Consider the following 17,715-nt stretch of genomic DNA (forward strand, 5'->3'; position numbering starts at 1 on the left):
GCCCGGGTCAGCCCCGGGTCAGCCACTCCAGCAGCACCCGCACGCCGAAACCGGTCGCGCCCTTGGTAAGGGTGCCCTCGTCGACCGTGCTGCGGCCGACCCCGGCGATGTCGAGGTGCGCCCACGGGCGCTTGCCCGCGAACTCCCGCAGGAACAGCGCCGCCGTGATGGACCCGGCGCCGTAGCGGGAGCCGCTCTCGACGTTGGCCAGGTCGGCGATCGACGACTCCAGGGCCGGGGCGTAGTCGTCGATCAGCGGCATGCGCCAGAGCCGGTCGTCGCTGGCCTGGCCGGCGGCCAGCAGCTGGGCGGCCAGGTCTTCGTCGGAGGCGTAGACGGCGCCGACGTTGCGGCCGAGCGCCACGGAGATGGCCCCGGTGAGGGTGGCGATGTCCACGACCGCGTCGGGATCGAGCTCGGCGTCGGCGTAGGCCAGCGCGTCGGCCAGCACGAGCCGGCCCTCGGCGTCGGTGTTCAGCACCTCGACCGTGCGGCCGCCGTAGTGCCTGATGACGTCGCTGGGACGCTGGGCGGTGCCGGACGGCATGTTCTCGGCGGCGGCGATCAGGCCCGTCACGCGTACGGGGGCGCCCAGCCGAGCCAGCGCGGCCAGCACGGCGATCACCACCGCGCCGCCGGCCATGTCGGTCTTCTGGGTCTTCATGTTCTCGGTCGGCTTGAGCGACAGGCCGCCCGAGTCGAACGTGATGCCCTTGCCCACCAGCACGACGTGCCGCTCGGCCGGCTGCTCGGGGACGTAGGAGAGCTGGATCAGCCGGGGCGGCCGGACCGAGCCGCGCCCGACGGCCAGGATGCCGCCGAACCCCTCGGCCTGGAGCTGCTCCTCGTCCCACACCCGCACCGGCAGGCCCTGCTCGGCGGCGCGCTCGGCGAGCCAGGCGGGATGCTTGACCGAGGACGGCATGTTGGCCAGGTCGCGGGCCAGCGCGACGGCCTCCGCCACGACCTCGGCCCGGCGCACCGGCTCCGCGTCGGCGCCGGCGAGCTCGATCGCCCGCACGCCCTTCCGGCCCTCTTTGCCGATCTTGAAGGTGTATCCGGCCAGCAGCGCGGCCTCGGCGAACGCCGCGACGTCGCCCTCGGGCGGCACGACGGTCAGCGTGTCGCGGCCCTTGACCTTGCGCGCCAGCGTCGCGCCGGCCCTGCGCAACGCCCGCGGTGAGCCGTCGCCCACCCCGTACAGGAGCACGCGCCCGACCCCGCCCGCCCGCGCCACCGGGACCTCGACGATCTCGCCGGCCTCCCCCTTGGCCTCGTAGTGGGCCAGCAGGTCGGCGACCGGAAGGTGCAGCTCGACGTACGGCTCGACAGCGGGGCGCAGGTCGGCGGCGTAGGGCACGGCCAGCAGCTCGGCACCCTCGGGAACCTCGGCGACCGCGGAGACGGTGGTCTCGATGGGCACGGAACCCTCCAAACGTCAGCGACCCTGGCGCCGGACTTACGCCAGGGTCGGAGGATCAGGTTGTCTCGGGAGCGCTCAGCCGACGACGTTCTTCAACGCCTCGCCGAGCGCCTTTGCCTCGTCGGCGGAGATCTCCACGACGAGCCGGCCGCCACCTTCGAGAGGGACCCGCATGACTATGCCGCGCCCTTCCTTGGTGACCTCGAGCGGACCATCGCCGGTCCGCGGCTTCATCGCCGCCATGCGTGCATCCCTTCCTGCCTTGGGCTCCCGCGGCCCGCGATTTCCGACCGCCCGAGGGGGTGGTCGGCGCATTCACGTCTTCTGTGATGTCCTATTCTCCCGCATCGAGAGCCCTCATGGGTAACGATCTCCTCCCAGAATGCGTTGTCGAGCCAGGCGATGGCGTCCAAACTGGACTTCGTGCACGCTCGCGCCGCTCTCTTCGACCTGTACGGAGACCACCTGCGTTCACGCGGTGGGCAGGCGACCGTGGCCGCGCTCGTACGGCTCATGAACCCCCTGGAAATCGCCGCTCCGGCCGTCCGCACGGCGGTCTCGCGGATGGTCCGGCAGGGCTGGTTGCGCCCGCTGCGGCTGCCCCAGGGAGCCGGCTACGGGCTCACGCCGAAGTGTGTCAGGCGCCTGGATGAGGCAGCGCTGAGAATTTACCGATCAGGGACACTCGCCTGGCACGGCCGCTGGCACGTGATCGTCATCGAGCCGGTCAGGGAGCGCCAGCGCCGCGAGCGGATCAGGGCCGACCTGACCTTCCTCGGCTACGCCTGCCTGTCGGAGACGACGTGGATCGGGCCGCGCTCGTCCGTCGAGCTGGACAACCTGCTGGACGGCGAGGGCGTGCGGGCCGACCGGTTCGACGCGGCGCTGGAGGGCGACCCGCGCGAGCTGGTGGCGCGGGCCTGGGATCTGGCGGCCATCGGCGAGGCGTACGAGCACTGGCACGCCGAAGCTGTCACGCTGATCAGCACTCTGCCCGAGGACGCCCCGCCCGACCGGGTGTTCGCCACCAGGAGCAGACTGGTGCACGGTTGGCGCAACTTCCTGTTCCGCGACCCCGGGCTGCCGGCTGAACTGCTGCCCGCGGGCTGGCCGGGCGAGAAGGCCCGCACGTTCTTCGAGCAGGAGGCCACCAGGCTGCTGCCCGCAGCCGCCGCGTTCGTCGACAGGGAGCTCATGTGATCCGTTACGACATGGCCGACGCCGTCGCCACCGTCACCCTCGACCGGCCGGAGTCGATGAACTCGCTCACGGCCGAGGTCAAGGCCGCGCTGCTGGCGGCGGTGGGCAGGGCGGCGGCCGACCCCGAGGTCAGGGCGGTGCTGCTCACCGGCTCCGGCCGGGCCTTCTGCGCGGGCCAGGACCTGCGCGAGCACGCCGCCAACCTGGCCGCGGGCCGCGGGCTGGCCGACACCGTGCGCGAGCACTACAACCCGATCGTGGAGCTGATCGCGACCATGCCCAAGCCGGTCGTGGCGGCGGTCAACGGCGTCGCCGCGGGCGCGGGTGCGGCCCTGGCCTTCGCCTGCGACCTGCGCGTCGCCTCCGACAAGGCCAAGTTCGCGCTGGCGTTCGCGGGCATCGGGCTGGCCCCCGACTCCGGCGCGTCCTGGACGTTGCAGCGCCTGGTCGGCCGGGGCCGCGCGACCGAGCTGCTGCTGCTCGGCGAGCCGCTCGACGCGTCCGCCGCGCTCGACCTGGGGCTGGTCACGCGGGTGGTGCCCGCCGACGACCTGCCGAAGACCGCTCACGAGCTGGCCGTACGCCTGGCCGCCGGGCCGACCACGGCCTACGCCGCCACCAAGCGCGCGCTGGCCCACTCCGCCACGCACTCGCTGGCCGACTCGCTCGCGCTGGAGGCCGACCTGCAGGACGCCTGCGTGGCCACCGAGGACCACCAGGACGCCACCCGCGCCTTCCTGGCCAAGGAGCGGCCGGTGTTCAGGGGCCGCTGAGCGGCGGCGCTCAGGGGGCACTCAGCGGGCCAGGCAGCCCTCGATGTGGTCGTTGACCAGCCCGATCGCCTGCATCAGCGCGTACGCGGTGGTCGGGCCGACGAATTTGAACCCGTGCTTGCGCAGCTCCTTGGCCAGGGCCTTGGAGCCGGGGGTGATGGCGGGCACGTCGGCCATCGTCCGGGGCACCGGCGCGTCGGGGTCGGCGAACCGCCACACCAGCTCCGACAGGCCCTCGGGCAGGTCGAGCGCGGCCCTGGCGTTGCCGATCACGGCTTCGATCTTGGCCCGGTTGCGGACGATCCCGGCGTCGCCGAGCAGCCGTTCGACGTCGCGCTCGGTGTAGGCGGCCACCTTGACGGTCGAGAAGCCGTCGAAGGCGGCGCGGAAGTTCTCCCGCTTGCGCAGGATCGTCAGCCACGACAGGCCCGACTGGAACGCCTCCAGCGCCACGCGTTCGAAGACCTCGTCGTCGCCCTTGACCGGGCGGCCCCACTCCTCGTCGTGGTAGGTGATGTAGAGCGGGTCGCCCATGCCCGGCCAGGTGCACCGGATGAGTTCGGTCACGGGCGCTCGTCCTTGTCCTCTTTGCCCGGGGTCGTGCGCACGGAGTCGTCGTCGTCCTTCTCGGGCTCGTCGGTCTTGGGCTCGTCGGTCTTGGGCTCGTCCTGCTCCGGGACGTGCCAGTCCGGCTCCTCCGACGGGTCGCGCAGCTCCGGCTCGCCCGCCCACTCCACCGTCGCGCCGCTCGACGTGACCGGGTCGCCGGACTCCGGCAGCTCCCTGGGCGCGGCGGGCGCCTCGGGCGCGTGGTCGGTGCGCAGGCGGGCCCCGGGCGCGGCGTAGATCTCCTGGCGCGCGTGCAGCCGGCTGGACAGCAGCTCCGACACCCGCTGCTCCAGGACGGCGATCCTGGTGTCGCGGGCGCTGATGGCCTGGGCGGCCCGGCGCAGAGTCTCGTCGACGCTCTGCGTGTGGTAGCCGACCAGGTTGACCGGCAGTTGCAGCGCCATGAAGTCGACCGCCGTGAGCTGTCCGGCCTCGGGCAGGTCGAGCGGCGGGACGTCCGGCGGGAACTCGGTCAGCTCCCCGCCTCTGCCGAGGGAGACCAGGACCACGCAGGCCAGGATGGCGATCGCGGCGATGGCGAGTATGACCAGCACATTGGCATCGTACTCATATGGACGAGCACGTTCAGCGATCCACCACAAGTGCGGGCAATCGGGGCAGGCTGCTCAGCCGGTGGCCTCGCCCAGCTCGGCGACGCTCGGACGGACCGGCTGCGCGCGCGCTTCGAGGTGGGCGAACGCCTCTTCGACCGTGGTCGTCCAGGAGATCGCGTCGAAGACGTCGGCCCGGGTGAAGCCCTCGGCGTGCATGCCGGAGACGAGCTGCCGCAGCGGCTCGTACAGGCCCCAGGGGTCGAGGATCACCAGCGGGCGGTCGTGGATGCCGAGCACCCGCGCCGTCCAGATCTCGAACAGCTCCTCCAGGGTGCCGATGCCGCCGGGCAGCACGAGGAAGGCGTCGGAGCGGGCGTCCATGACGGCCTTGCGCTCGCGCATGCCGTCGGTGACGATCAGCTCGTCGGAGCCGGTGTCGGCCACCTCGATGTCCACCAGCACCTGCGGGATCACGCCGACCGTGAACCCGCCGGCGGCGCGGGCGGCGGAGGTGACCGCGCCCATGCACGAGACCGTGGCGCCGCCGCTCACCAGCGTGTGACCACGCCTGGCGAGCTCGGCGCCCACCTCCCGGGCCAGGTCGACGTACTTCCTGTCGATGCGGAGGCTGGAGGCGCAGAAGACGCAGATGTTCACGGGCCGACAGCCTATTGGGGCTCCGCGGTCTGGGCGGCGGCGGCCTCCAGCTCCTCCTCCCGCTGACGGGAGCGGGCCCGGTCGGAGTCGGCGATGATCCGCACGGCCTCGTCGGGGTCGTCGGTGACGGAGATCAGGTCGAGGTCCTGGGCGGCGATCTTGCCGGTGCCGAGCAGGGTGTTCTTGATCCAGTCGAGCAGGCCGCCCCAGAACTCCGAGCCCATCAGCACGACCGGGAACGAGGTGACCTTGTGGGTCTGGACCAGCGTCAGCGCCTCGAAGAGCTCGTCGAGCGTGCCGAAGCCGCCGGGAAGGGCGATGAAGCCGCGCGAGTACTTGACGAACATCGTCTTGCGCACGAAGAAGTAGCGGAACTCGATGCCGAGGTCGACGTAGTCGTTCATGCGCTGCTCGAACGGCAGCTCGATGCCGAGCCCGACCGAGACCGCGCCCTCGACCTCGGAGGCGCCCCGGTTGGCCGCCTCCATGACGCCGGGGCCGCCGCCCGTGATCACCGCGTAGCCGGACTCGGCCAGCGCCCGGCCGAGCCGCCGGCCCATCTGGTATTCGGGGGTGCCCTCGGGGGTGCGGGCCGAGCCGAAGACCGTGATCGCCGCGGGCAGCTCGGCGAGCTGACCGAACCCCTCCACGAACTCGGCCTGGATGCGCAGCACCCGCCACGGGTCCATGTGCACCCAGTCGGAGGGACCCTGCCGGTCGAGCAGCCGCTGGTCGTGGGTGGAGCTGGGGACGAGACTCCCGCGCACGACCGCCTGCCCCTGACGGCGTTCGGCTCGTTGCTTCTGTTCCATGGTGGTCACGCTAGTCCTCTCCGTACCGGCCCGCGGCGCCGTTCCGGCCCCCGGCCGCGCCCGCCGAAGCGGGCACTTCGAGGATGAACGCCCAGGTCGAAGGCCAGATGAAGGCGCCGAAAAAATCTTGGGAAAAGCAGGGAACCGAATTTCGACCCCCCTGCGTCTAACTGCCGAGGGTGCTGCTCGGGACTGAAAGTGGCTTTCCCCGCCAAATGGCCGGCGAGGAAAGCCACTTTCATTTTGTCAGCCAGTCGACCAGGGCCCGCTCGCTCTCCGTGATTTTCGGCAGCGACACGTACTCGCCCTGCTGGTGCGCCAGGTTGGGGTCGCCAGGACCGTAGTTCACGGCCGGGACGCCGAGCGCGGAGAAGCGGGAGACGTCCGTCCAGCCCAGCTTGGCGCGCGGGGTGCCGCCGACCGCGGCGGCGAAGGCGGCGGCCACGGGATGCGTCAGGCCGGGCCGCGCCCCGGACGCCGCGTCGAGGAAGCTCACCTCGTAGCCCTCGAACACCTCGCGCACGTGCTGCTCGGCCTGCTCGACCGTCAGGTCGGGGGCGAAGCGGTAGTTGACGGTGACGACGCACTCGTCGGGAATGACGTTGCCGGCCACGCCGCCGCGCACCGCGACCGCGTTGAGCCCCTCGTGGTACTCCAGCCCGTCGACCACCGGCAGCCGCGCCTCGTAGGCGTTGAGCCTGGCCAGCACCGGCTCGATGCCGTGGACGGCGTTGATCCCGAACCACGACCTCGCGCTGTGGGCCCGCTTGCCGGTCACGGTGACGTCGGCGCGCAGGGTGCCCTGGCAGCCGCCCTCGATCACGCCGTCGGTCGGCTCCATCAGCACCGCGAAGTCGGCCGCCAGCCACTCGGGGTGGTCCCTGGCGACCCTGGTCAGGCCGTTGCGCTCGGCCTCGATCTCCTCGCAGTCGTAGAAGACGTACGTCACGTCGCGGTTGGGGGCCGGGACGGTCGCCGCCAGCTTCAGCGCGACCGCGACGCCCGCCTTCATGTCGGAGGTGCCACAGCCGTAGAGCAGGTCGCCCTCCACCCGGCTGGGCAGGTTGGCCGCGACCGGGACCGTGTCGAGGTGGCCCGCGATCAGCACCCGCTCGGCCCGGCCGAGGTCGGTGCGGGCCACGATCGTCTCGCCGGAGCGGTCGACCTTCAGGTGCGGCAGCGCGGACAGCGCCTGCTCGACCGCGTCGGCCAGGCGCTTCTCGTCGCCGCTCACCGACTCGATGTCCACGATCGCGGCGGTCAGCGCGCGTACGTCCTGTGTCAGGTCCAGCATCAGGTGTTCACTCCATGTTCGCGCAGCACCTCGTTGAGTGCCGCCTTGTCGTGCCGCTGCTCCGGCTCCAGACGCTTGATCACCAGCACGCACGGCAGCCCGAACGTGCCGCCGGGGAACTCCTTCTGCCGCGTGCCGCCGACCGCCACGCACCAGTCGGGCACCCTGCCCCTGGCCAGTTCCTCACCCGTCTGGACGTCGATCACGGGGATCGTGCCGGACAGGATCGTGCCCGCCCCGATCACCGCGCCCCGGCCCACCCGCGCGCCCTCGACGATCATCGAGCGGCTGCCGATGAACGCGTCGTCCTCCACGACGACCGGCACCGCGCCCGGCGGCTCCAGGACGCCGCCGATGCCCACTCCGCCGGACAGGTGCACGTTCTTCCCGATCTGGGCGCATGAGCCCACCGTGGCCCAGGTGTCGACCATGGTGCCCGAGTCCACGTACGCGCCGATGTTCGTGAACGACGGCATCAGCACCACCCCCGGCGCCAGGTACGAGCCCCAGCGCGCGATGGCGCCCGGCACCACCCGCACCCCCTCGAAGGAGGTCTTGAGCGGCACCCTGTCGTGGTGCTGGAAGTCGCCCACCTGGGAACGTGCCATGCCCAGCAGCCGGAAGGCGAGCAGGATCGCGCGCTTGGCCCGCTCGTCCACCACGACCTCGCCGCCGACCAGGCGGGCGACCCGCGCCTCGCCCCTGTCCAGCAGGTCGACGGCGCCGACCACCTGGATGCGCGCCTCCACGTCGGCCGGGGACAGCTCCGCGCGTCGTTCCCACAGCTCGTCCACCACCGGGGACATCACGTGACTCATGGCCACGGAGCTTATCCGGCCGGGTAGGTTCTTCAGGGTGCGCCTGCGCTTCTCCCGTGGAGTCATCACCATCGCGATCATCGTCGTGGTGCTCGCCGTCGGCGTCTCCGTAGGGCTCTACCTCCTGCTCAAGCGGGCGACGCCGCTGGTCCTGCCGGAGGCCTACTGCATGGTGCGCACCCCCGAGGGCGTCCTGACCCTCGATCCGGAGCAGGCCCAGGTCTCCGCGACCATCGCCGCGGTCGCGGCCCGCCGCCGCCTGCCCGAGCGGGCCGTCGTCATCGCGTACGGCACCGCGTTGCAGGAGTCGAAGCTGCGCAACCTGTCCTGGGGCGACCGCGACTCGGTGGGCGTGTTCCAGCAGCGCGAGTCGCAGGGCTGGGGGCGCAAGAAGCAGCTGATGGACCCGGTCTACGCCAGCAACAAGTTCTTCGCCGCCCTGGTGAAGGTCAAGAACTACCGCAAGCTGCCGCTGGCCGAGGCGGCTCAGGAGGTGCAGCGGTCGGCGGGCGGCTACGCGTACGCGCAGCACGAGCAGGACGCCAAGATCCTGGCCGCCGCCTTCACCGGCCGGGTGCCCAAGTCCGTCCACTGCTGGTATCCGCCGCCCAAGCAGACGCCCGCGCCGCAGGCCAGGACCGCCGAGGCGCGCAAGCAGCTGGCCAGGGCGCTCGGCGACCCGGCGATCACGACGAAGAAGCGGGGCTGGCTGGTGGCGTCCTGGTCGGTGGCGTACGCGGAGAAGTACCAGCTGCGGCGCGTCGGCTACAGCGGCGCGACCTGGGTCAACGACGTCGAGGCGGACGGCTGGAAGAAGGGCGGCCAGGCCGGCGACCGCGAGGTCGAGCTGTCCTGACCGCCGGCCGCGCCCCCTGCCGGACGGACCTCAGGTGGCGCGGGTGACGATGGTGATCGAGCCCGGCGGCAACGGCTGGGCGTAGCTGGCGCTCCAGGCGTGGCCCTGGATGCGGTCGAAGGAGAGCAGGCGGCCGTCGGAGGCGTGGTAGTCGGCGAAGTCGAGCAGGCCGCGTTCGGGGTTGCCGGTCTCGCCCTCGCTCCTGAAGGCCGCGGTGCCGCGCTGGATCGGGAAGAACTCCACGCCCTCCATGATCAGCATGCTCTTGGCCGGGACCATGCCCTGCGTCGGCACCTCGGTCCACAGCAGCACCTCAAGATGGGACGCCTCGCCCGCGGCCTTGCCCTCGCGCACCTCGACCGAGAGCCACAGGCGGCGGCGGGCGACGTCGCGCAGCAGGTATTCGATCCACTGCCGGCCCTGCCAGGAGACGTGCATCGCGCCGAGCACCCGGTAGGGGGAGCCGTGCACCTCGATCCGGTCGGCGACCTGGATCGTGCGAGGGTCGGCGTAGTCGGTGCCGGCATGCCCGGGGGCCTCGACCGGCGCCGGCAGCGGGGCCTCGACCGGGGCGACCTCGGCCGGTGGCGGCGGCGCGCTCGACCGGCCCCTCCTGTCCTGCCGCATGGTGGCCAGGAACGCCCCCAGCAACAACAGGACGGTGGCGATGCTCAGCCCGAGTACGACCATGGAGGTCATGCTCATCCGTCAGCTCGCTCCACTCGCGGTCTGTCTCGGCAGACGCCTTTTTTTCAATTTGTCCGTGCGTTACGACGGGCGATCCTACTGGAGGCGGCGCACGGCCGCACTGATGCGTTCGTCGGTGGCGGTCATCGCGACGCGGATGTGCCGTCCACCAGCCGATCCGTAGAAGTCTCCCGGCGCGACCAAAATCCCGATTTCGGAAAGCTTACTCACTTGATCCCACGCGTTCTGCCCATTAGACGCCCATAGGTACAGACCGGCGGTCGAATGGTCGATCGTCCACCCCGCCCGCTCCAGCGCGGGACGTAGCACGGCGCGCCGCGCGGAGTACAGCTCGCGCTGGCGTTCGGCGTGCGCGTCGTCGCCGAGCGCGACCGTCATCGCGTCCTGGACCGGCTTCGGCATGAGCATGCCGGCGTGCTTGCGCGTCTCCAGCAGCCGCTTGACCAGGACGGGATCGCCCGTCACGAACCCGGCCCGGTAGCCGGCCAGGTTGGAGCGCTTGGAGAGCGAGTGGACGGCGAGCAGCCCCTCGTGGGAGCCCCCGCAGACGTCGGGATGGAGGACGGAGACCGGCTGCTCTTCCCAGCCGAGCTCGATGTAGCACTCGTCGGAGGCCACGACCGTGCCGCGCTCGCGCGCCCAGGAGACCACCTTGCGCAGGTGCTCGGCGGGCAGCACGCGCCCGGTCGGGTTGCCCGGGGAGTTGATCCAGAGCAGGTCGACGTGCTCGGGGCCGACCGACAGCGTGCTGTCGGAGGCGGTGGCGGTCGCGCCGGCGAGCCGGGCGCCCACGTCGTAGGTGGGGTAGGCCAGCTCGGGGAAGACCACCCGCCGGGCGCCGAGATAGGTGGGCAGCCAGGCGACGAACTCCTTGGAGCCGATCAGCGGCAGGACGTCCTGCTGGTCGACGGTGACGCCGTGGCGGCGCCGCAGCCAGCCGGCGGCGGCCTCGCGCAGCGCCTTCGTGCCGTGCGTCAGCGGGTAGCCGGGGCTGTCCGCCGAATCGCGCAGCGCCTGCTGGACGGCCTCGGGCACCGGGTCGACGGGGGTGCCGACCGAGAGGTCGACGATGCCGTCGGGGTGCGCCAGGGCGCGTTCCTTGTACGGTTCGAGCCGGTCCCAGGGGAAGTCGGGCAGCTTGTTCACGGTTCTCCAGGGTCGTTCGGGGCCGTACACGCCTGCCGCGGACGCGGGCGCGCGGGGCCCGCCCGACGTGGACGGCCCCGGCGCACGCGACTCGCTAGTGGTCCTCGCCCTGCGGCGGCAGCGCGGCCACCACCGGGTGGTCCTTCTCGATCTTGCCCACCTTCGAGGCGCCTCCGGGCGAGCCGAGGTCCTCGAAGAAGTCCACGTTCGCCTTGTAGAAGTCCTTCCACTGCTCGGGAAGGTCGTCCTCGTAGAAGATGGCCTCGACGGGGCACACAGGCTCGCACGCGCCGCAGTCCACGCACTCGTCGGGGTGGATGTAAAGCATGCGCTCGCCCTCGTAGATGCAATCGACGGGGCACTCCTCGATGCACGCCTTGTCCAGGACGTCCACGCAAGGCTGCGCGATGACGTAGGTCACCTCGAGCTCCTTTTTCTCCGCACCATGGCATGACTCTGACCGCGGTTTGCTACGCCCTAGTATTGCCGTGCTTGCCAGCTGGCCGAAACGGAGGGTGGCAAACTCATGGCCGCACGCCTCGTCGTCGCCATCACAACTCAGGACATAGGCGCACGGATCACCACTCGAAGACGCGTCCCAGAGGGCTTTCGGGACGCCGTCGGCGTGCTCGAATCCTGGACGGACGGCGTGTTGCGGGTTCGCAAGCGGGACGGCACTCTGGTGGAGATCGACGAGGAATCGCTGGTCGCGGCCAAGGTCGTTCCGGTCGCGCCTCCTCGACCTCGGGCGAAGTAACGGTAAGTATTCATCGTGTGACCGTACGTATCTGCGCCGCCGTAGCAGCCGTTCTCGCCAGCGCCGGATGCGGCGCGTCCACATCGCCGTCCGCGTCCGAGGGGTCCAAGGACCTTCCGGTGCTCAATGTCCGGGCCGCCTCGCTGAAGCAGGGCTTCGGCACGATGGAGCGCCTGGCCGAGGCCGCCAAGCGCGAGGGCCAGCTCACCGTGATCGGCCTGCCGCACGACTGGGTGAACTACGGCGAGATCATCGACACCTTCGCCGACAAGTACGGCATCAAGGTCAACGAGCTGGAACCGGGCGCCAGCAGCAAGCGTGAGCTCGACGCCGCCGACCAGCTCAAGCCGGACGTGTTCGATCTCACCCTGGACATGGCCGTCTACGGGGCCGACAAGTTCGCGCCGTACAAGGTGACGGGCTGGCAGGACCTGCCCGACTTCGTCAAGGACCCCAAGGGGGCCTGGTACGGCGCGTACGGCGGCTACATGTCGATCGGCTACGACCCGCGCGAGGTCAAAGCCCCTGCCTCCTTCGCCGACCTGCTCAAGCCCGGCTACCGCGTCGCCCTCGACGGCGACCCGCTGCGCTCGGCGGCGGCGTTCGGCGGCGTGATGGCCGCGTCCATGAAGGCCGGGGCCAAACCGGACGCCAGGCAGGGGGTGGACCTTTTCGCCAAGCTCAAGCAGGCCGGGCAGCTCGTCGAGCCGGCCAAGGCGAACGTGATCATCGACTGGGACCACCTCAACGCGGCCCGCAGCGCCGACCACGCCGACTCCTGGGAGGTGACGATCCCGCGCGACGCGCCGTTCGGCGGGTATCACGTCCAGGCGATCAGCAAGACCGCCCCGCATCCGGCCGCCGCCCGGCTGTGGCAGGAGTTCCTGTTCTCCGACGAGGGCCAGAACCTGCTGCAGAAGGGCTACGCCCGTCCGGCGCGCGGCGAGGCCATGCTCATGAAGGGCAAGCTCGACACCGAGCAGGCCGCCCGGCTGCCCAAGGCCGCCGGCCCGCCCGTGCTCATGACGATCCCGCAGACGGACGCGGCGAAGGCGTACCTCAAGCGGGAATGGAGCAAGAGCGTGGGATGAGTCCGTTGTGACTTGATATGTCGTAGAGACGATCAGGCTCTAAAGTGAACGGACAGCACGGCCACGGGGGCCCGATGTCTGACGAATGTGAGCTGATCGTCTTGCGATACGACGCACCGAGCTTGGAGCGGTGGAACAGTCGCGCCTACGACAGCAGTTTCGGGTACGTCTCCACCCAGGGCGCGCCGCTGGTCGACCTCCTCGACCCGCAGCCCGGGGAGCGCGTGCTCGACCTCGGGTGCGGCACCGGGGTGCTGACCGCGCAGATCGCCTTCAGGGGCGCGGACGTCCTGGGCATCGACGGTTCCGCCGCGATGATCGAGAAGGCGCTGGCCCAGTACCCGGGGATCGACTTCATCATCGGCGACGGCCACGACTTCACCGTGGTGGACCCGTACGACGCCGTCTTCTCCAACGCGGCGCTCCACTGGATGAGCCGCGACCCCGCCACCGTGATCGCCAACGTCCGCGAGGCGCTGAAGCCGGGCGGCCGGTTCGTCGCTGAGATGGGCGGCGCGGGCAACTGCGCGGAGCTGACCGCCGCGATGCTGACCGCCTGGCGCGAGTACGGCCTGCGCGAGCCCGATTTGCCATGGTATTTCCCCACGCCCGCCGAGTACGCGCGCCGGCTGGAGCAGGAGGGCTTCGTGGTCCGGCTGCTGGAGTACTTCGACCGGCCGACGCCGCTCGACGAGTGCCCCGGCGGGGCCGCCGACTGGGTGCGCATGTTCGCCTCGTCCGTGCTCGAAGGACTGCCGCCGGAGATCGTGGACCCCCTGCTCGGACGGGTCAACGAACTGGCCGCGCCCGCCCTGCGGAGGGAGACGGGCTGGATGGCCGACTACGTGCGTCTACGCTTTGCCGCTGTTCGGCGCTGATGCGTAGTGCATGATGCGTAGGGCTGTTTTGCCGGACTATGGTCTGTTCCGTGGGCGGCGAGATGTTGGCTGCGCCGCTCCGGCGGCGTGAGGGGCTGGTGAACGGAACGGGATGAACTTCTGCCTGAGCGACCTCGTGCCACCGTTGAGGTGGAGCGACGCGTCGACGATCACGCTACTGACCGGGCAGCCGGATCTGCCGGACGCGTGGTGGCGAAGCCTGCCCATGCCGCTGGTGCTCGCAGCCATCGGCCCGGAGTCGCTGGGCGAGCTGCTGACCGAGATCGCGCTGGAGCACTGGCCGGCCGCCGCCGTCGGCGACGTCCTGCCGGCTCTGCACGTCCTGGACCCGGACGAGGCCGACGAGCCCGCCGTCGCCATCGCGCTCGACCGTGCCGGGTCGTGGACGGGGCTGCTCTCGCTGACCGGGCGGGAGCTGGTGGACCAGCCGTTCATCCAGGCCCGGCCGGTGCTCAACACGTTGTTCGGGGCGGTGCTCGTCCGGCTGGCGCATCCGTACGCGGGTGGGCGGCAGGGCGAGGCGCACGTACCGGCGGCTCTCGCGGCCCCGGCGGAGGCCGTCGTGGCGGCGGAGCCCGCCCACGAGCCCGCGTTCCCTGAGGGCGGGGCCGCCGCGGAGGACGTCGAGGAGGCGGCCGACCGTGGCGGCGAGCGGGTGCTCGACGCCGACTCCGAGCCGGTCGTCGAGGAGGTGCCGCGGCCCGAGGCCGAGCCCGTGCTCGACGCCGCCGAGGAGCCCGCGCCCGAGCCCGCCGCCGCTGAGGCGGCCGCGCTGGAGGCGGAGGGGATCGGCGGCGAGCCGGAGCCCTTCGCCACGGACGGCCACGACGAGGAGGCTGAACGGCGCGAACCCGCCGACCTCGGCAGCCCCGCCGACGTCCCTGAGGTCCTTGAGGGGCGGGAGGAGGAGCCGGCCGAGGCCGCCCAGCCCGAGGCGCCCGCCGAGCACCCCGAGCATGCCGAGCCCGAGGCACACGCCGAGCACCCCGAGCACGACACCGAACCCGAACCCGAGGCTGAGCCCGAGGCCGACTTCGAGCACTCCGAGGCCGACGCGGAGCCCGAGGCCGACGCCGAGCCCGAGGCCGACGCCGAGCCCGAGGCCGACGCCGGACACGCCGAACCCGACGAGGCGGACGCCGAGCCCGCCGAGGGCGGCGCGGAGTTGTCCGAGCTGATCGAGGCCGCGTTCGCCGGGCTCGACGACAAGAGCTGGGCCGTGGCGCAGAACCGCGTCTTCACCGACGAGCCCTCGGCGGTCGACCAGCTGGCCAAGCTGTTCGCCGTCCCCCCGGCCGACATCTCCGCCACCGAGCAGGAGCTGCGCGTCCGTCTCGACCAGTGGCTGGCCAGCGAGGAGGCCGCGCCGTACCGCGCCCACCTGGACGAGCTGCGCAGGACGCTGGGCCCGGCCGCGCCCAAGGAGCAGCTGATCGGCGCGGCCGACTGGCACGCCAGGGAGATCCGCGCGCTGGAGGTGCCGGCCTGGCAGTTCGTGCTGGCCACGCTGCCCGCGCAGCCGAACCCGCCGGCGGAGTTCCAGCAGCCACACTCGGCGTTCGCCGCGATGCAGCCGCCGCCTCCCATGCCGCCGCCACCCATGCCACCGCCGCCGCCCCCGGCCAGTCCGCCCGGTCCGTCGGGTCCGTCGGGTCCGGCCGGTTTGCCTGGTCCGCCGCAGTTCCAGGCGTTCACGCCGGTCCCGCCGCCGCCCGCGGAGGGCAACGGCGGGGCGGAGCAGAACAAGCCGTACCAGCCGCTCAAGGACGTCTCCCAGACCAGGCGCTGCTTCCGCCAGCCGGACGGCCGCTGGTGGCTGCGGATCGACGTGACCGCCGAGCAGCTGGCCGGCGGCGAGTGCGCCCTCCCGACGGGCTTCGCGGCCTATTTGGGCCTGTCCCCCGGTGAGAGCCGGGCGGTCAGGAGCGCGGCGGGCGAGCTGACCATGACCTGGCACGGCAGGCCGGTGCTGGAGTCCATCGAGCGCCTGCTCGTGGACGTCGGCGCCAAGGAGGGCGGCCACCTGTTCCTCACGCTGTCGGACGAGGGCGTCCTGCGCGCCCGTCACCTGCCGGTCGCCGCCCAGAACGCCGAGAGCATCACCAAGGCGCTGCGCCTGGTCGGCTACACGGCGCCGGGCGGCACCCGGGACCAGGCGGCCAGGGTGATCGCGACGAGGATCGGGCTCACTGGCCCCGTCGGGCTGCCCGACCTGCTCACCAGGCTCCGCGAACGCGGCGACCGCGACCTGCTCGCCCTCTTGGACTGACCGCCCGTGCCGCGGCTCGCGATCGGCCCCGACTTTCCAGGGGAGCTCGGCGCACTGGCTCAGCCGGTGCGCAGGGACGCCGTGGTCGCGCTGCGCCGGTTCCTGCTGAACGTGTCCGGAGCCCCGCACCCCGAGCGGGTGCGGGGCTGCCGGGACGCCAAGGTCGCCACGCTGCGCCTGGCCGACGGGCATCGCGGCGTGGTGGTCCGGCAGCGCGACGTCTACTGGCTGCTCACCGTGCGGCCCGATCCGGAGGCGTGGTCGTACGCCCAGCGTCACCGGTACGGCGTCAACCCGGTGATCGGCGTCGTCGAGGAGTGGGACGCCGAGACCCTGGACCGGGTCGAGCCCGCCTTACGCAGGTCGGCCCGCCCCTCGCGGCTGTTCGAGCAGATCTGCGACGGTGACCTGCTGGCGCTCGGCATCGACGTGCACGCGCTGCCCCTGGTCCGGCTGATCTCCACCGAGGCCGACGTGGCCGCGCTGGAACCGCTGCTGCCGCCCACCCAGTACGCGCCGCTGGCCGTCCTGGCCAGGGGCGGCACGCTGTCGGAGGCGTGGCGGGAGCTGGACGACTGGCGCGCCCGCGACGAGGAGACGGGCGCGATCGACCCCGACGACCTGCACGCGGCGCTGCTGCGCAGCCCGGACCGCGCGGTGTTCGCCGCCGACAAGGTGGAGCTCGACCGGGTGCTCGGGGCCCCGGACTGGTGCACGTTCCTGCACCCGACGCAGCACCGGCTGGCCAGGGCCGGACGGTACGAGCAGCCGGTGCTGGTCGTGGGCGGCGCGGGCACCGGCAAGACGATCATCGCCCTGCACCGGGCGGCCCACCTGGCGGCGCGGGGCAGCGGCCCGGTGCTGCTGGTGACGTTCTCGCAGAGCCTGGCCGAGGAGCTGACCGGCCGGCTGGACGTGCTGATCGATGACGAGACCGTGCGCAAGCGCGTCGAGGTGGACAACGCCGAGCGCCTGGCCGTGCGGATCGTCGCCGGCGCGGAGGGACGCCGTCCCGCCCTGGTCGGCCCGGGGGCCCGGTCGCTGGCCCAGCTCACCGACGAGGCGATCAGGCTGCTGTCGATCACGACCGGCGACCTGCTTGACGACGTGGAGCCGGGGCGCAAGCCGTACCGGCACATCGTGGTGGACGAGGCGCAGGACATCAGCCCGGCGCAGTGGCGGCTGCTGCGGGCGGCGGCGCCGCACGCGCACGACGACCTGTTCGTGGTGGGCGACCCGCACCAGCGGGTGACCGACACGCGGGTGGCGCTCGGCGCGGTGGGCATCCCGGCCGTCCAGCACGACCTGCGCATCTCCTACCGGCTGCCGCAGGAGATCCTGTCCTACGTGGTCCGGCTGCGCGGCGGCGGCCCGGCGAACGGCCTGGTCAAGGGCGTGGCCGAGCTGTTCGGCTACCGCGCCACGCACAACGGCCGGCGGCCGGTGGTCCGGGCGTACGACACGCCCGAGTCCGAACTGGCCGGGCTGCGGGCCACGGTCGGCGGCTGGCTGGCGGACGGCGTGCCGGAGGGCGAGATCGCCGTCGGGGCGCGCACCCCCACGCTGGTCCGGGCCGCCCGGGAGGCGCTGGACGGGCTGGACGTGCGCGTGGCGACCTTCCAGCAGCTGAAGGGCCTGGAGTTCGAACGGGTGGCGCTCGTCGGCGTGGCGGAGGGCGTGGTGCCCGGACCGCTGCCCGAGGACCCGGCCGCGCGGGCTCGGGCGCTGCAACGCGAGCGGAGCATACTGTTCGTCGCCTGCACACGGGCCCGAACGATGCTCTATATCTCGCATTCCGGAAGGGGGAGCCCATTTCTGTCCCCCTGATCACATAGTCTGAACTGCGGAT

19 protein-coding genes are annotated in these 17,715 nt (G+C 72.0%); 8 read left to right on the forward strand and 11 right to left on the reverse strand.

Annotated features, from left to right (window positions below; translation table 11 throughout):
* Window positions 1-7 precede the first annotated feature (7 nt).
* Together ABT158_RS12545 and ABT158_RS12550 are read right to left on the reverse strand one after the other, a co-directional pair.
* A complete protein-coding gene (locus ABT158_RS12545; RefSeq protein WP_352352872.1) occupies window positions 8-1,423 on the reverse strand; it encodes a leucyl aminopeptidase in 1,416 nt (471 codons plus the stop codon).
* Window positions 1,424-1,498: 75 nt separating this feature from the next.
* Window positions 1,499-1,666, reverse strand: coding sequence for a DUF3117 domain-containing protein (locus ABT158_RS12550; RefSeq protein WP_020545024.1), 168 nt, complete (start codon window positions 1,664-1,666; stop codon window positions 1,499-1,501).
* Window positions 1,667-1,825: 159 nt separating this feature from the next.
* Between ABT158_RS12550 and ABT158_RS12555 the strand changes: the two genes are divergently transcribed.
* Together ABT158_RS12555 and ABT158_RS12560 are read left to right on the forward strand one after the other, a co-directional pair.
* Window positions 1,826-2,623, forward strand: coding sequence for a PaaX family transcriptional regulator (locus ABT158_RS12555; RefSeq protein WP_352352873.1), 798 nt, complete (start codon window positions 1,826-1,828; stop codon window positions 2,621-2,623).
* A gap of 11 nt (window positions 2,624-2,634) precedes the next feature.
* Entirely contained in the window at window positions 2,635-3,396 is a 762-nt protein-coding gene (locus ABT158_RS12560; protein ID WP_352353138.1) for an enoyl-CoA hydratase-related protein, read from the forward strand.
* A 21-nt stretch (window positions 3,397-3,417) separates the two neighbouring features.
* Here ABT158_RS12560 and ABT158_RS12565 read toward each other — a convergent pair whose 3' ends face one another.
* From ABT158_RS12565 to ABT158_RS12590, 6 genes are all read right to left on the reverse strand, one after another.
* Complete coding sequence (locus ABT158_RS12565; RefSeq protein ID WP_352352874.1) at window positions 3,418-3,963, reverse strand: DNA-3-methyladenine glycosylase I; 546 nt, start codon at window positions 3,961-3,963, stop codon at window positions 3,418-3,420.
* Window positions 3,960-4,559 (reverse strand): hypothetical protein, encoded by a 600-nt coding sequence (locus tag ABT158_RS12570; protein ID WP_352352875.1) that lies wholly within the window; start codon window positions 4,557-4,559, stop codon window positions 3,960-3,962. Before ABT158_RS12570 ends, ABT158_RS12565 begins: the two co-directional genes overlap by 4 nt.
* 72 nt (window positions 4,560-4,631) lie before the next feature.
* Window positions 4,632-5,216: an LOG family protein gene (locus tag ABT158_RS12575; RefSeq protein ID WP_352352876.1), complete on the reverse strand. Its 585-nt coding sequence runs from the start codon at window positions 5,214-5,216 to the stop codon at window positions 4,632-4,634.
* An 11-nt stretch (window positions 5,217-5,227) separates the two neighbouring features.
* The gene (locus ABT158_RS12580; protein WP_352352877.1) at window positions 5,228-6,028 is read right to left on the reverse strand and encodes an LOG family protein; all 801 of its coding nucleotides are present in this window, start codon (window positions 6,026-6,028) and stop codon (window positions 5,228-5,230) included.
* Between the two features lie 238 nt (window positions 6,029-6,266).
* Window positions 6,267-7,322: a succinyl-diaminopimelate desuccinylase gene (gene dapE / locus ABT158_RS12585; RefSeq protein ID WP_352352878.1), complete on the reverse strand. Its 1,056-nt coding sequence runs from the start codon at window positions 7,320-7,322 to the stop codon at window positions 6,267-6,269.
* A complete protein-coding gene (locus ABT158_RS12590) occupies window positions 7,322-8,140 on the reverse strand; it encodes a 2,3,4,5-tetrahydropyridine-2,6-dicarboxylate N-succinyltransferase (RefSeq protein WP_352352879.1) in 819 nt (272 codons plus the stop codon). Before ABT158_RS12590 ends, dapE begins: the two co-directional genes overlap by 1 nt.
* Here ABT158_RS12590 and ABT158_RS12595 point away from each other — a divergent pair.
* Window positions 8,139-8,996 carry a hypothetical protein gene (locus ABT158_RS12595; protein WP_352352880.1) on the forward strand — a complete coding sequence of 286 codons (858 nt, stop codon included), beginning with the start codon at window positions 8,139-8,141 and terminating at the stop codon, window positions 8,994-8,996. The two genes, ABT158_RS12590 and ABT158_RS12595, sit on opposite strands and share 2 nt — an antisense overlap.
* A 30-nt stretch (window positions 8,997-9,026) precedes the next feature.
* On the opposite strand, the gene ABT158_RS12600 is transcribed toward ABT158_RS12595, so the two are convergent.
* The 3 genes from ABT158_RS12600 to fdxA all read right to left on the reverse strand — a co-directional run bounded on the left by ABT158_RS12600 (window position 9,027) and on the right by fdxA (window position 11,271).
* Window positions 9,027-9,701: a DUF4178 domain-containing protein gene (locus ABT158_RS12600; RefSeq protein ID WP_352352881.1), complete on the reverse strand. Its 675-nt coding sequence runs from the start codon at window positions 9,699-9,701 to the stop codon at window positions 9,027-9,029.
* 78 nt (window positions 9,702-9,779) lie between these two features.
* Window positions 9,780-10,850, reverse strand: a complete 1,071-nt coding sequence (dapC, locus tag ABT158_RS12605; RefSeq protein WP_352325367.1) for a succinyldiaminopimelate transaminase — start codon at window positions 10,848-10,850, stop codon at window positions 9,780-9,782.
* 94 nt (window positions 10,851-10,944) lie between these two features.
* Window positions 10,945-11,271 carry a ferredoxin gene (gene fdxA, locus ABT158_RS12610; RefSeq protein WP_106240826.1) on the reverse strand — a complete coding sequence of 109 codons (327 nt, stop codon included), beginning with the start codon at window positions 11,269-11,271 and terminating at the stop codon, window positions 10,945-10,947.
* 105 nt (window positions 11,272-11,376) lie between these two features.
* Between fdxA and ABT158_RS12615 the strand changes: the two genes are divergently transcribed.
* The 5 genes from ABT158_RS12615 to ABT158_RS12635 all read left to right on the forward strand — a co-directional run bounded on the left by ABT158_RS12615 (window position 11,377) and on the right by ABT158_RS12635 (window position 17,693).
* On the forward strand, window positions 11,377-11,607 hold the full coding sequence (locus ABT158_RS12615; protein WP_352325366.1) for a putative acetyltransferase: 231 nt from the start codon (window positions 11,377-11,379) through the stop codon (window positions 11,605-11,607).
* Between the two features lie 119 nt (window positions 11,608-11,726).
* Window positions 11,727-12,698 carry an ABC transporter substrate-binding protein gene (locus tag ABT158_RS12620; RefSeq protein WP_352352882.1) on the forward strand — a complete coding sequence of 324 codons (972 nt, stop codon included), beginning with the start codon at window positions 11,727-11,729 and terminating at the stop codon, window positions 12,696-12,698.
* Between the two features lie 101 nt (window positions 12,699-12,799).
* Window positions 12,800-13,576 (forward strand): class I SAM-dependent methyltransferase, encoded by a 777-nt coding sequence (locus tag ABT158_RS12625; RefSeq protein ID WP_352352883.1) that lies wholly within the window; start codon window positions 12,800-12,802, stop codon window positions 13,574-13,576.
* Window positions 13,577-13,802: 226 nt separating this feature from the next.
* On the forward strand, window positions 13,803-15,866 hold the full coding sequence (locus ABT158_RS12630; RefSeq protein ID WP_352352884.1) for a hypothetical protein: 2,064 nt from the start codon (window positions 13,803-13,805) through the stop codon (window positions 15,864-15,866).
* A gap of 6 nt (window positions 15,867-15,872) precedes the next feature.
* The gene (locus ABT158_RS12635) at window positions 15,873-17,693 is read left to right on the forward strand and encodes a UvrD-helicase domain-containing protein (RefSeq protein WP_352352885.1); all 1,821 of its coding nucleotides are present in this window, start codon (window positions 15,873-15,875) and stop codon (window positions 17,691-17,693) included.
* Window positions 17,694-17,715: the final 22 nt, after the last annotated feature.

Source organism: Nonomuraea sp. NPDC001636, assembly GCF_040298265.1.
GTDB lineage: Bacteria > Actinomycetota > Actinomycetes > Streptosporangiales > Streptosporangiaceae > Nonomuraea.